Genomic DNA, 13,582 nt, shown 5'->3' with positions numbered 1-13,582 from the left:
GGGCCGCCAGCGAATTCCCGCACCTGGCATTCTTCCCTGGCTAACATGAGTCCGGCTTGAGTGTGCCAGCGTGATCGCGCATTCCATCCGTGGATCGCAAAATGAGTAACGATCTCGCTCTGTGGCGTAGCGCTGGCTCGCAGCATGCTCCGAACTTCTGCCCACAGGCTGTGCCTTAATCGCCGCCTGAATTTTGTTCGCCGTAGCGGACGATCGCGTTGGCAAATAATTTTGGCGAGTGTTCGGCGAATTCGAAATAGAGTCGTGGTTCGATGAGCTCAAGTTCCATCAATGCAAACGACTCTTGTTGTGTGCGAACGAGGTCGACGCGAGCGTATAACGGAACATCATCCAGTGCCGCGATCACTCGGTCAGCGGCAACAACCAGTGTCGCTTCCGGTTCTGGGATGAATGTCACTCCGCCGCCGTGCTGGGACTGAACGCGGAAGTCGCCGTCGCGGACCGTCTTCAAAATCGTGTGGCTCAATTGCCCATCGATGTAGATCAGCGAGAACTCCCCTTCCGCAGTGATCCCATCCATAAACGGCTGGATAAAACAAGATCTTCTCGCAAGCGTTTGACAGTGGCTTACGAGATCCTCCTGCGCGGTTGCCTTCGTGATGCGGAAGGTATCGACCGAACCCGCGCCGACGGTCGGCTTGATCACGATCTGTGGTGCGTCAAAGTGCACTAGCGCTCTCCGGATGTCAGCAGGTGTCGGAGATAGAACGTGCAATGTTGGAACGGTTTCGATCCCGCGGCGTTGCAGATCAAACAGGTAGCTCTTGTCCGCATTCCACCGAACGGTCGCCAGGGAATTGCACAGCGTCGCACGGGATTCGTCGATGTCCTTGAGAACGTCCAGGAACCGATCCATCGCGTATTGATAATCCCACGTGCTGCGAATCACCACGACATCCAGCGCGTTCCAATCGACATCGCCATCCCAGGCCAAATCGACAACATCCCACCCCAGTTGTCGCAAAGGTTCATGGACCAGATGGTCGTCGATCTTCCAGCCGTCTTGGTTGGCAATCGTCAGAAAGGCACAACGTGGCATTTTGCTGTTCGGTTGGTGAGAGGGTGCTTGAGAAAGATATCCAGCCGTTTAAGAATTGGACGGTTCAGGATAGGCTGTTCCCGTCAGATGCCGGAAAGGCGTGTCGACGGTTCCCAACACTTTACAATTACTTTTATGGGAGGCAACTCGCGGAGTGCTTGTCCAATGACGATGGCTCGAAAGTATCTCATCGATTCCGTGGTGACGCGTTGGTTTCATGCTATCTCACGTCGTGTGCGACAACGCTGCCTCCATTGAACCTCGCTACCTGCTCACCTGGAAGCAACCAAATGCGCGTCCCTCCTTTGTTGACACGTGTTCCAACTTCACTCCCATAGGGACATCCAAAATCTGATTTTGAACCAATCACACCGCCGGTTTCTGGACTCCCTGAGGGCGATCTTTGTTGACTGTGGGCAGCGAGCCTATGACTGCAACCGCTGGGGTGACGTGATCTCACCTGCTGGGGGCAAAAGCCCTCGCTTGTGCCTCGTGTCGCAGTCGGCCAACGCGATTGAGCCTGTTCGTAACCATAAGAAAGCTTGACTTACGTCTCCGATAGCGTCACGATAGATCGCACCGTGGTCGCCGGTTCGGTTGGCGACAAGCCCCCAACGGACCGCTTCTCTTCTCGATCGCTAGGTTTGGTCATGTCACGACGCCGACACGCAGCTTTGCTGCTGGCAGCTATCGCTTGCCTGTTTCCACTGGCCAATCCGGGGGCCGCCCAGCGGCCGACCGATCGCGCCCGGCGGCATCTGGCCGCTGGTGAGTTTGCGGCGGCCAAGCAGATCGCGCTGTCGCTGCCGGTAGAGAATCGAGCTGAGCTGTTAGCGCAAGTTGCCGACGGACAAGCTGCCACGGGGAGCCCAACCGCCGCGGCTAGCAGCCTGCTGGGGACCAACGGTCTCAGCGGTTCGGCCGCTCCGATGGGAATGCCCGCCGCTGGAATGGCTGGCGGAGGCGCGATTGCCGACTTCGATTCGTTGATGGAGCTGATCCAAACCACCGTCGTTCCCGACACGTGGGAAGCGTTGGGCGGCCCGAGCACGATGAGTCCCTATCCAGCGGGTGTGTGGGTCGATCCCAACGGCTTGATCCGCGACGTCGTCGCGACAGCAGACGCCGACCAATTGACGCTGTTACGATCGCAGAGTTTGCGACAATCGGTGTCGCTCCAACGCGACTGGATGGAAAAATCGCCGCTCCGCAAAGTCTCGCTGAATCGGTTGCAGCACGAACTCGCGCGACAGCTGCTCAGCGGTTGCTCGCTCGATTCGGCGATCCGCAACTTGGCGGGACTGAGTACGATTCAGTACGTCTTCCTGAGCGAATCGGGAGACGACGTGATCCTGGCCGGGCCGGTCGGCGGGATTCGCCTGGATGCCGACCAACAACCTATCGACATCGAAACGGGGCGAGCAGCGCTGCGGATCGATTTGTTGGGGATGGCATTGGCTGCCGTGGAGCAGCGCCAGCCGTTTGGATGCACGATCGAACCAACGCCCGAAGGCATCGTCCGTTCACAACAGGTTGCCGCCGATATTCAATCGGGTAACCTCGCCGCGGCGGCGGCGAGCCCCAAGCTGAAGGAAGCTCTGGGGCTACAAGACATTCGCGTCTTCGGAACCGCGGATGACACGCCGATGGCGATGCTGATGATCCAAGCCGATCGGCACATGAAGATGCTTGCGTTGGGAACCGAACCAATGCCCCGCGGCGTTGCGAATTACATGGAGATCGTCGAAGCGACACTCGATCAAGGTCCGTTGACGGGAAGCTTCTTGCGGATGTGGTTCGCGCCGCAACAGCTGGACGTCCGCTGCGATTCGCAAAAGCAGTCGTTTGAATTGTCGGGCCTGCCGCTGCGATTGATTACCGAACAACAGGCATCCGACGCGCAAGGGGAACGGTTTGCCGTGGCTGCCGACCCGCGAGCTCAGCAATTTGCGGAGACTTTCAATCGACATTTCGTCGACATCGCGCGGCAGTATCCGCTGCACGATCGCCTGCGTGGCCTGTACGATCTGACCGCGATCGCGCAATTGCTTCACAATCAGATGCCAGCCGAACAACGGATCGCTTCGACAGGACTTCTAGCACGCCCCGATCAATGGGTGGAGCCGAATGCCCAACCGGCGCGGCAGACCGAATCGCTTATCGTCCATCGCCGCTTCCGTAAAGGGAAGACCATTCATTCGGTGGTCGTTGCCAGCGGAGGAGTCCTCTTGGAACCGAGCAGGCCGCTGACCAACGAACCGATTGTTTACGCGGCGTTGTCGAACGTCGCAGCGGGGCAAGCGAAGCGGCCCGCGCGGCAAGACCATTGGTGGTGGGACTGAACCGTCGATCGATGCGAACCGCTAGTACCGCGGTACCGCAGCATCGATCTGTTGGGACCATTGATCGATTCCCCCGGCCATGTTTTGGACGCGTGGAAACCCGTTGGCAAGCATCATCTGGGTGAGCCGCATGCTGCGTCCGCCGTGGTGGCAATGGACGACGACGTGGCGTTCGCGGAGTGGTTCCAGTTCGTTAGCCTTCTGCGCCAGTTCGCTCAACGGAATCAAAACCGAACCATCGATCTTGGCGATCTCGTATTCATTCGCTTCACGGCAATCGACCAGAACGAAGTCCTGGTTCTGATCGAGCATCGATTTGACGGTGGTGACGTCGACTTCCAGCGGAAGGGCATCGTTTTCGGGAGTCTGCATGGGAAGAGACCAAGGTGGTTAGCGGGACGATCGAATGGTGGCAACCGAAGGTCGCCGGAGGATTGCGGCGACCATGATCGCATACCCGCCCCAGGCAGATCAAGCGGCGTCTTCTTTCTTGAACGGAACCACATCGGGTTTCGAAGCGACGTCGGACATTTGCCCGATCTCACGACGCATTTCGCGGATTTGCGCGGTGCTTGTATGCAGCCGATTTTCCAATTCGCGGACCTGTTCTTGCGCCTTCGCGTTGGCGTCCAAACTGGCGTCGTATTCGCCGCTGATCCGTTTCAGATGAGTCTTCGCTTCGTGCAATTGGGCACGCAGGTCTTGTAACTGTAATTCCAGTTCCTCACGCAGGCCGACGTCTGCCTTCAAGCGGTTGGTCAATTGCACCTGGCTTTCCAGTTGATCGATTGTCTTGGCCTGTTCTTGCGATGCTTTCGCCAATTCTTTCTGAGCGTGCGCTTGGTCGCGTTGCAGTTGCTCGATCAGCTTGGCTTGTTTGTCGACATCGCGTTGCAATGTCGCATGTTGATCACGCAGCGCGTGGCTGGCATCAATCGCTCGGTCGCGTTGGGCTTCGGCCTGTTCCAATTGATCCGATTTGACACTGAATTCCGCCTGCATCGCTTCCAGTCGGCTTTGAATCAAATCGAGGTCGTCGCAACGTTCGTGCAGCGTTTCGTTCTCGGCCAACAGGGCCGTGCTCGCCTTGCGTAGCTTGTCATTTTGAGTGACTTCCGCATCCAGCTTGCTGGAGACATCTTCCAATTTCTGTTTCAGCCGCTGCAGGACTTCCAGTTCGGCAACCAATTCGCTGCGCTCTTGTTTTTGCTTTGCGACGACTTGTTCGAGGGTTTCATTGTCGTCGCGTTCTTCCATCAGTTCCGCCTGCGCGGTCGCCAACTGAGCTTGCGTCTTGGCCAAGTCCTTCTGCAGCGGTTTGATCTGCTTGAGTTCGGCTTGCAGCGCTTCGTTGTGCGTTTGGTGCTGGGTCACTGTATCGGTCAAGCGATCGATCGTCGCACGTTGGGTGCGGATCTCGTTTTGCGATTTGTCCAAGTCTTGCTTGATCTGTCCCAAGACTTCCAGTTCGCTGGTCAACGCGTCGTTTTTCTGTTGCCGTGCGTCGAGCGAACGCCGCAGTTCGGCACAGGTCTGCGTTTGTTTGTGCAATTCAGCCGATGTGGCAACCAGTTCTTGTTTCAGTTGCCCAAGCGATTCCAGTTCTTCGCTGAGACGGACGTTTTGCGTTTTGAATTGTTGCAACGCATCGGACATCTTGCGATTCTCCAAACGCTCGTTGCCCAATTCTCGTGTTGCGGTTTCCAGTTCGACACGCGTTTTCTGCAGGTCGTCCATCGCGGTTCGAACATCTGCCAGTTCGTCCAATTGCGTCGTCAGCCCGGCAATCTCTTGCTGTTTTTGCGTCAGCGTCGCGGACAAGGACTGATTCTTGTCGACCTGCGCCCTGATTTGTTTCGCTTGTTCGGCCAACTGCTTCTGCGATTCGGAATCTGCCTTGGCAAGCTTGGCTTGGAAGTCGGCAATCGTTTGACGCAGCTGAGCGTTGGCTGGTTTCAGTTCACCGATCTGTTGGTTCAGTTTGTCCTTGTCGGCTTGGACGCTTGCCAACGTGGCGGCAACCGCAGTTTGCTGTTGTTGGGTATGGTTCAGCGACGCCAAGGTCGATTCAAGCTTGGAGCGTAGTTCGGCGTTGTCGGCTTCGCGCTGGGCGATCGCGTCCCGCAATTCGGCCGATTGCTGTTGTTCGGTCTGTAGTTTGGTTTGCGTGCCGGCGAGTTCCGTTTGGATGCGGTTGCGGTCGGAAACGTTTTGCGTCAGTTCGGCGATTCGATCGCGTAGCTCTGAAGCGATCTTGCCCCGTTCGGCGATCCCGGCCTGCAATTGTTTCCGCTCGCGATCGAATTCGGTTTGCTGTTTCTGGGCCGCCTGCAATTGCAATTCGTTTCGCGCCAATTGTTCGGCCATCGCAGCCTTTTGTTCGGTCAGCGATTCCATCTTCGCAAGCGCCGCGGCCAATTCGGTTTGAACGCGATCGCGATCCTGGGCGACCAGGCTGCCCGATTTCAGTTCTTCCCGCAGTTCATTGGCTTGAGATTGCAGATCCGCCTTCTCCGCACGTTCGGCTTGCAAATCGGCATGGGCGTTTTTCAGTTGCTTCTGAACGTCCGCGATCTGATCGGCTTGCGCGTTGAATTCCGAACGCAAGCTGGCCAATTCGTCGCTGGTTGAAGCCAGGTTGGCGGCCACCGCATCGTGCTTCTGTTGCAGCGGGCCTAATTGGGTGGCGAGTGCTTCGAGTTCGGTGATCCGTTGGCCGCGTTGGTCGATCTCGAAACTTAACGCTTGTTTCTCTTCCGCGCGTGTCCGCAGTTGTTTCTGCATTTGGTCGCAGGCGTTGGTCGCTTCGGTCAGCTGTTGTTGCTGAGTTTGGACGACCTTTTCCAATTGAGCGATCTTGCTGACGGCTTGGTCGCGGGCTTCGCTTAGTCGCGGGATCTGGCGGTTGGCAATCACCAACGATTCGTTGCGACTTTGCTGTTCGCCCAGCTGAGCGCTCGTCTGATCGTAATCGCTTTGCAATTCTTCAACATGCTTTTCGATCTCGTCGAGATCCGCTTCCAATTTGGCGACCAGATCGGTTTTCAGCTGCTTCTCACGGTCCAAATCTTCGCACTGCGAGACCAGTTTGCCGATCGCGTCGTCGGCATTGCAGGATCGAGCTTCGAGTTCGCGCGTGACGCCGTCGAGCTGCAGTTTCAATTGTTTGGCTTGCTTTTGAGCCGATGCGTTCTGATCCAACAAGACGCGCAGTTCTTGGATCTCGCGTGTCTGTTTGGTGCTGTGCGCGGAACTTTGTTGCAGTTTGACTTGCAGTTCGTGCAGTTGTTGGTTGAGCCGTTCGTGCTCCAGATCAAATTCCTGATTCGCACTGACCAGGTTGTCGGTGATTCCCTTGGCGGCGACCAATTCCGCTTCGGCGGCTTTCAGCTGCGTCGCGAGCAGTTCGTTTTGGTCTTCGTGTTGCCGCGCAGTGGCCTGCAGCGTGCGGAATTCGCGGTCCAGCGTGGTCAGTTCTTCGGATTCGTCCGATCCATTGCGGTTCGATAGCAAATAACCAACGATGATTCCGACAAACAGGACTGCGAAATAGGCAGTGATCATGAAACCGAACTCCGAACCAAGGACATGAGACAAAGTAAATGACTTCGCCCACTGAATTGCATTGCTAGCGGCCGCTAATCCAAATGCATACATGATGTGGATTCGGCGGGTTGCCCCAATGCTCTTAACTGAAACGATAAAAACGATCAAAGCTAATAATGCTGGCAGCCTGCCGGAGGTTTAGGGTGCCCAGTGCAGCGGACGACCGTAGCCTGTTGCCTAACATGTCGATGTCTGTCCGGTCGCGATCGAGAAGTGTGATGACGATCGGCGGCTACCACGGTGTGTTGACCATCATGCCAATATAGAGGCCGACATCGAAGCGATCGGCGATCGTTTCGTCGGTCGATGTTCCCGCTTGCAGCCCGGCTTCGAAACCGACACGTGTGCGTTGATCCAAGCGGATGGGGCGGCCGTTTTGATCGAGGACCGCGGGAGGTTCGGGGCCGATCGGAAACTCGTACCGGAAGCCGATCGAGCCGACACCGATGGGAGCGCCCCCGCCGTCGGTGCCACCATTTGATAGCGCCGTTGTGATCCCAAGCCCCAGCGTGGCGCCAAATCGCCAGCCGAGATCGTGCAGCGACACTTTTTTGCTGTGCTCATCGGCGAAGAAGTCGGTGACAAGCTTCAGCGGTTTATAGATCTCCAAAACGTCCAACGATGCCAGGATCGAACCGTTGCGAAACAGATCGAATTCGGAATCGTTGTCCCGTTTCAGATCGAAGAAGACGCGGGCCTTGGGCTGCAAAAAACGGACCTGCGGTCGCCACGATTGGTCGTCGTGGACCTCGATAAGATCGCCGTGCACTCCCTTTTGGGTGATCTCGCTGTGCAGCAAAATCTCGTCGTCGGGAACTTCGTAACGGACGACCCGAATCGTTTTTTGGGCTGGATCTTCGGAGGGAATATCCATCAGTTTGCCTTGGATGCCATTGGCTCGAAACAGACTGTGGGCCGTGTCTTCGCTCAGCGGCACGTCGTAGCGAACGATCCGATGATCGACGCCCGACGGCGAAGAGTGCAGGTACGAAGGGATCCGTTGGGCGGCGGAGATCACGTTGGGCGTGGCTGGTTCGGAAGTGGCGATCGACATTGCGCCGGCGAGATCCAAACGCAACGGTTCGGAGGGGGATTGGTCTGCAGCGATCGGGTCGAAACGCAGCGAGGGGGGCGGTTCGACCAACGAGGGAGGCATCTCAAATTGCTGGGCGCGCGCAGCGTGGCAGCAAACGCAGGCTGCCATCAGCAAGAGATATCGTTGCACGCTCCATCACCTTTCCGCAAAAATCGCTCCCCCGAACGAGTCCATTGGGCAGATTACGAAATCAGGCGATGACCAGGCAAGATGGAATCTATGGCGGTTCGACAATGCTAGCGAGTGCCCGCTATGTCCCATCCGGTGGGATCAGCTGGAAACAGGCGACGCGGTTGGCTCCGCGAACGTACAGCAATCCGTTGGCAACGATGGGGGCGGCCCAACAGGGGGACCTTAAAAACGGCCCCTCGGTGTCGCCGAGCGCTTCGGAGAGATCGATCTCGGTGACCGGTTGATACGCATCGCTGCTGTCCTTGATCAATTCCATATGTCCGCGTTCGTCCAGGACGACAAAATGATCGTCGATCCACAGCAGGCTGGTGCGGATCCGGTTCGGTTTAACCCACATCACTTCACCGTCGGACCAACGGATGCAACGCAGATCGCTATCGGGTTCGTTGCGTCCGCTGCAGCCAAACAGATAGCCTTCGTGTTGGATCGGCGTCGCCCAGTGGGCTCGCATCGATTGGTTGCGGCGCGACGCGGGATCTTGTCGCAATAATTGATAATCGTTTACGGTGAACTCCAGCAGTGCACTGCCGATGTCGTAGCATTCCGAAATCAGCACTTCGTTGTCGCGAACGATGGGTAGCGCCGCGTTGACGCTCTCCAATCGCGGCGCACGCCACGGGAAGTGCCACAGTTCCTTGCCCTTGGTGGGATCAAAGGCCAGCAGGCCGCCGCGCATGAAGGCAAGTCCCACATCTTGGCCATCGACGTTGGCGATCACCGGAGTGCTGTAGCTGGCCAGTTCGTCGGACAGCTGATAGACCAGTTTGCCATCGGATTGGCGGAACGCAACGATTCCGGAATTGTTGCCGCTGACGCGATCCAGGCTCCCCAACGGCAAGCGTTGATCGGCGGCCGGGCTGCCGCCAACCATCACGATCACCATGTCTTTGTAGATCACCGGGCAACAGGAGACGCCAAAGAAGTTTTGGATCACACCAAACTCTTCGTTCAGTGATTGCGTCCACAACAGCTTGCCGTTGGTCTTGTCGAAGCAGCTGAGTCGTCCGGCGACTCCGTAAGTGAAAACACGACTTCCCGCGATCACAGGCGAACTTCGCGGCCCGTTGTTGTATCCATACATATCGCGGTAGGCGACCGGTTGATCGGCGTGCCAAATTTCGCGACCGGTTTGGGCGTCCAAGCAAATCAAACGCTCGACGTCGCCGACGCGATCGAATTGGAAATAACGTCCCTGATCGACCGCTCCGATGCCATAGCTGGTATCGAGATCGAGAGTCCACATCAGCTTCAGTTTGCCGTCGCTCCAATCGGTTAAGATGCCGGTCTCGGTCGATTTCCCATTGGCCGTGGGGCCAAGAAAACTAAGCCAATCGGCGGCGGCAAGCGGCCCGCTGGTTGACACGAATACAACGAGCCAACAGATTGTCCAGGCGATGAAAGATCTCATAATCAACTCTCGGGTGACGATTCCAGCGGACCAGCTGACGGTGACGCATGCCCGCAGCAGCGGGCCAGGTGGGCAAAATGTCAACAAGGTGAACTCGAAAGTTACTGTATCTTGGCAGGTCGACGACAACAACATCCTCGATCCGGAATGGACGCGTCGCGTGCAAGTGCGACATCAAAATCGCATCAACCAGCTGGGACAGTTGTCGCTGACCAGCCAGCAATACCGCCAACAACCGCGGAACCTTGAAGATTGCCTTAGCAAACTTCGTGAACTGCTGCTGCAGTGCCAACATCCGCCCAAGCGCCGCCGAGAAACAAAACCGACGTTTGGGTCGAAATTGCGGCGTTTGGAGACCAAGCGACAACAGAGTTCGAAAAAACAGTCGCGTGGCGGGAAGTGGGACTGATACCCCCCCGCCCGGTTCGTTAGCATCACTCGTGCAAACCTTGCGCGCTTTGGCGGGGAGACGTGTGCGGGGAAACTTTGCTCCCCATCGCTGGAATCCCTGTCCGCTGCGGGGACGTTTTCGGGATAGTCAGCGATAGCACGCGACGCGGAAGCTTTATGACGTCGATCGATCGGCGACTGGAGTGCGCCCCGGCCCTACGACGCTTCCTCGCAAGTTTACACTCGGTCAGTCTTCGCCTGGAGAATGCTTTCGATGATCCGATCTCTGCCCTTGGCCCTTGGCCTCATCTGTAGTTTGTCGGCGATGGGAGTTCACGCCGCGGATCCCGATTTGGCGGTGCGTGCGGCCGGGATCTTGAAAAGTCGCTGTTACTCGTGCCATGGCGTGAAGTTTGAAGTGCCTGGTTTCGATGTGCTTAACCATGCCACATTGGTCGCTCAACCGGCCGATGCGATGGCCTATGTGACTGCCGGGGATCTCGACGAATCGATGCTTTGGCAGCGCGTCGCGGTCGACCAGGACATGCCTCCCAAAGTGGTAAAGAACAAGGTCACCGAGCAGGAATTGGAAGTGCTGCGTCAGTGGATCGTCGCGGGGGCTCCGGCTGCGACGTACACCGGACGTGAATTCATTGACGAAGCCGATGTGTTGCGGGCGATTCGCAACGATTTGCAGGAGATGCCGCCGGAGAATCGACTGCATCAACGGTACCTCTCGCTGCACGCGATCAGCAATAACCCACGCTACACCGATGCCGACCTGCGGCTGTATCGGGCCGCGGTGGTGAAACTGCTCAACAGCGTCAGCCGCCGCAGCCGGATCGTCCAGCCGCCAATGGTCGACGCCCCTGCGGAACGATCGACCGAAGGGACGGTCTTTCGCGTCGACCTCCGCGACTTTGGCTGGAAGGCGTCGGATTGGCAAACCGCGTTGCAAGGGTATCCGTTTGGGCTGTCTTGGAACGACAACAAGTTGCAAGGGTATTCCAAAGACATCGAACAGCTGGTCGGTTCGCTGTCGTTCGACGGCATCGCATACGTGCGGGCCGATTGGTTCGTGACGAAAGCCTCGCGAACCGCGACCTACCATGCCCTCTTGAATGTTCCCGAGACGGTGGAGGCATTAGAAGCTCAGTTGGGCGTCGATCCGCAGCAGGACTTTCTGCAAGATCGACTGATCCGGGCGGGGTTTGCCGGCAGTGGCGTAAGCCATCAAAATCGTTTGGTCGACCGGCACGAAGGTTCGGTGGCGTCGTATTACTATCGCAGCTACGACTTCGACAAAGCGTTCGGCCGCGGCGTCTTGTTCCGCTTTCCGTTGGGACCGCGGTTCACCGGGAACCCACACGATCAATTCGCCTTTGAACACGCAGGGGGTGAGATCATTTGGGACTTGCCCAACGGGATGCAAGGTTACATGTTGATCGACGCCGACGGAAAAAGGATCGACAAAGGGCCGATCGAAATCGTCCGCGATATGCGTGAAATCGCGGGTACGCCGGAGATTGTCAACGCGGTCAGCTGCATCGGTTGCCACCGCCATGGTCTTTTGGATTATCGCGATATGGTGTCGGGATCGCAAAGTTTGACGTCCGACGCGCGAACGAAAGTCGATGCGTTGTTCACCCGTCCGGACCGATTGCAGGAAATTTTGAATTCCGACCGCGACCGCTTTCTAGCGTCGCTGAAGCGTGCGATCGGCCCTTACGTGCAACTTCACGAGGCTTCGGAAAAGGCGATCACCGAGTTTCCTGAACCGATCAGCACCGTGGCTAAATGGTACGACCAAGACATGTCGCTTGCCGATGTCGCCGCTGAGCTGGGGTTTGAGGATGCGACGGAGCTGGGGCCGACGATCCAGTTCAACCAGAAACTCAAGGACCTCGGTCTGGCTCCGCTGGCGTCGGAGTCCACGATTCCGCGACGCATGTGGGACACGCAACAGGAGAGTCCGTCGTCGATCTTCCAGCGGACGGCCGTTGCGTTGGGCGTCGGCAGTGGGTTGAACCCCAACTGAGCGTTTGTCCAGATTGTTCAAGTCGCCACCCCGGCGGGGTCGCGTCAACGAAAAGCCCGTGGTTGTTAAACTGCGGGCTTTACTCGTCTTGTGGGGGCGTGAGACGACTGGAAATGCGAAGGCTTCTCAAAAAAATTCCGCAAATGGTGTCCACTGGGGATCTGAAACCGGTATTCATTAGGGGGGGGGCGACTCTGCGTTTCTTCCCCCCGCGTCACCAGGAACGAACAACGATACACCTCACAAGGACAACGGAACGATGAGAAGCAGTTCTTGCCCGCCGCAAGCATTCAGAATTTGGAGCTTGATCGGTTTAGTATCGGTTGTGATTTGGAATCCCGTTTCGGCTGCCGACGGAGACGTGACGCCGACAGTCAACGAGGCGATGATCAAATTGGGCGACGAAATCGCCCGTTACGTTGCGAGCGAACCCGACGCTAAAAGGCAGTTATCGATCGGAGCGTTTCAAGGACCCTCCAGCAGTGGCGCAGGCGCGCGGATCGTTCAATCGCTGCGTGAGAATCTGAAATCGAAATGTGAACTGGTCGATGTCGGAGCGGCTTATACGGTCAGCGGTCGCTTCATGGGAAAGAAGATCGATGGTCAATTTGTCATCGTGATCGAAGCGGAGATTGGCGATGCGTTGGGAAATTCGGTGCAGAAGCTACGTCGCAAAGTAGTCACCGCGCTCGACGAAGGTTTGGCATTCTTTGGGCCCAGCAGTGTCGACCTGTCCGCCGAGTCGGCCACCGCCAAATCGGATATTCCGGCCGTTGAACAGCCCGAAGACGATGCGACGGTGACGGCGGAGAAACTGGTCAGCAGTATCGTCAAACCGCAGACACATCTGGACGCCAGCCGTAAGACGCGGATGAATCCCTCCGACAATAGCCCCTACGGTTTGGAGATCGTTGTCAAACAGGCCGACGGCACCTATCGCAGTCTGTCTGTCAGCGATTCCGATGGAATCGCCACCGTCGATCTCCAGTCCGACCAGGTCTACGCGGTCCGATTGTTCAACGACTCGCCACGTAACGTCGGCTGTCGGCTGACGATCGACGGTCTGAACGCGTTTGCCTTGAGCTTGGACGCCAATTTCCGAGGCAAGGACACGATCATGGAGCTGCGGCCACGCGGCAAGTTTCTGATCAAAGGTTGGCACCACACCGGCGACATCAGTCACGAGTTTCGGATCAGTGACTATGGCGACACTCCGGCGGCCAAGTTTGGTGTCTTTGATGGCGTAGGGATGGTGACGGCCACCTTTTATGAAGCCAAGGTCCCCGACGGGTATTACGCCACGCGTGAATTCGCCACGGGGATCGGCGATGAAACTCAGATGAAATATAGCGATGGGAAGTCAACGTTTGGCAAACCGGTCGCCGCCGTCAGCGTTCGCTATGTGCGTCCGGTCCATCCGACCGATCTTCCGGTCGACTAACCGCTTGAG

Annotated in this window: 9 protein-coding genes; 4 read left to right on the top strand and 5 right to left on the bottom strand. The window is 57.3% G+C overall.

Annotation, left to right across the window (positions count from 1 at the left end; all coding sequences use genetic code 11):
* Positions 1-175: 175 nt before the first annotated feature.
* Positions 176-1,060: an ATP-grasp domain-containing protein gene (locus Poly24_RS19810; RefSeq protein WP_145099569.1), complete on the bottom strand. Its 885-nt coding sequence runs from the start codon at positions 1,058-1,060 to the stop codon at positions 176-178.
* Between the two features lie 650 nt (positions 1,061-1,710).
* Between Poly24_RS19810 and Poly24_RS19805 the strand changes: the two genes are divergently transcribed.
* Complete coding sequence (locus tag Poly24_RS19805) at positions 1,711-3,402, top strand: DUF1598 domain-containing protein (protein ID WP_145099566.1); 1,692 nt, start codon at positions 1,711-1,713, stop codon at positions 3,400-3,402.
* A gap of 21 nt (positions 3,403-3,423) precedes the next feature.
* On the opposite strand, the gene Poly24_RS19800 is transcribed toward Poly24_RS19805, so the two are convergent.
* From Poly24_RS19800 to Poly24_RS19785, 4 genes are all read right to left on the bottom strand, one after another.
* Positions 3,424-3,774, bottom strand: coding sequence for a rhodanese-like domain-containing protein (locus Poly24_RS19800; protein WP_145099563.1), 351 nt, complete (start codon positions 3,772-3,774; stop codon positions 3,424-3,426).
* Between the two features lie 99 nt (positions 3,775-3,873).
* Positions 3,874-7,059, bottom strand: a complete 3,186-nt coding sequence (locus tag Poly24_RS19795) for a hypothetical protein (RefSeq protein ID WP_231753240.1) — start codon at positions 7,057-7,059, stop codon at positions 3,874-3,876.
* Between the two features lie 181 nt (positions 7,060-7,240).
* Entirely contained in the window at positions 7,241-8,233 is a 993-nt protein-coding gene (locus Poly24_RS19790) for a hypothetical protein (protein ID WP_145099557.1), read from the bottom strand.
* Positions 8,234-8,354: 121 nt separating this feature from the next.
* The gene (locus tag Poly24_RS19785) at positions 8,355-9,704 is read right to left on the bottom strand and encodes a PQQ-binding-like beta-propeller repeat protein (RefSeq protein ID WP_145099554.1); all 1,350 of its coding nucleotides are present in this window, start codon (positions 9,702-9,704) and stop codon (positions 8,355-8,357) included.
* Here Poly24_RS19785 and arfB point away from each other — a divergent pair.
* From arfB to Poly24_RS19770, 3 genes are all read left to right on the top strand, one after another.
* Complete coding sequence (arfB, locus tag Poly24_RS19780; RefSeq protein WP_145099551.1) at positions 9,691-10,113, top strand: alternative ribosome rescue aminoacyl-tRNA hydrolase ArfB; 423 nt, start codon at positions 9,691-9,693, stop codon at positions 10,111-10,113. The two genes, Poly24_RS19785 and arfB, sit on opposite strands and share 14 nt — an antisense overlap.
* Positions 10,114-10,368: 255 nt before the next feature.
* The gene (locus Poly24_RS19775) at positions 10,369-12,132 is read left to right on the top strand and encodes a c-type cytochrome domain-containing protein (RefSeq protein WP_197452035.1); all 1,764 of its coding nucleotides are present in this window, start codon (positions 10,369-10,371) and stop codon (positions 12,130-12,132) included.
* Positions 12,133-12,391: 259 nt separating this feature from the next.
* Complete coding sequence (locus Poly24_RS19770; protein WP_145099544.1) at positions 12,392-13,573, top strand: hypothetical protein; 1,182 nt, start codon at positions 12,392-12,394, stop codon at positions 13,571-13,573.
* Positions 13,574-13,582: the final 9 nt, after the last annotated feature.

It is taken from the genome of Rosistilla carotiformis (assembly GCF_007753095.1).
In the GTDB taxonomy this organism is placed as follows: Bacteria; Planctomycetota; Planctomycetia; order Pirellulales; family Pirellulaceae; genus Rosistilla; species Rosistilla carotiformis.
The sequence above is the reverse complement of the archived record's forward strand: the minus strand, read 5'-3'. Positions and strand labels throughout refer to the sequence as shown.

What these genes read in the sequence shown, in the direction of transcription:
- arfB (WP_145099551.1), top strand. Translation starts at nt 9,691, where the DNA reads ATGAAAGATCTCATAATCAACTCTCGGGTGACGATTCCAGCGGACCAG.
- Poly24_RS19785 (WP_145099554.1), bottom strand. Translation starts at nt 9,704, where the DNA reads ATGAGATCTTTCATCGCCTGGACAATCTGTTGGCTCGTTGTATTCGTG.
- Poly24_RS19810 (WP_145099569.1), bottom strand. Translation starts at nt 1,060, where the DNA reads ATGCCACGTTGTGCCTTTCTGACGATTGCCAACCAAGACGGCTGGAAG.
- Poly24_RS19770 (WP_145099544.1), top strand. Translation starts at nt 12,392, where the DNA reads ATGAGAAGCAGTTCTTGCCCGCCGCAAGCATTCAGAATTTGGAGCTTG.
- Poly24_RS19775 (WP_197452035.1), top strand. Translation starts at nt 10,369, where the DNA reads ATGATCCGATCTCTGCCCTTGGCCCTTGGCCTCATCTGTAGTTTGTCG.
- Poly24_RS19795 (WP_231753240.1), bottom strand. Translation starts at nt 7,059, where the DNA reads ATGTATGCATTTGGATTAGCGGCCGCTAGCAATGCAATTCAGTGGGCG.
- Poly24_RS19805 (WP_145099566.1), top strand. Translation starts at nt 1,711, where the DNA reads ATGTCACGACGCCGACACGCAGCTTTGCTGCTGGCAGCTATCGCTTGC.
- Poly24_RS19800 (WP_145099563.1), bottom strand. Translation starts at nt 3,774, where the DNA reads ATGCAGACTCCCGAAAACGATGCCCTTCCGCTGGAAGTCGACGTCACC.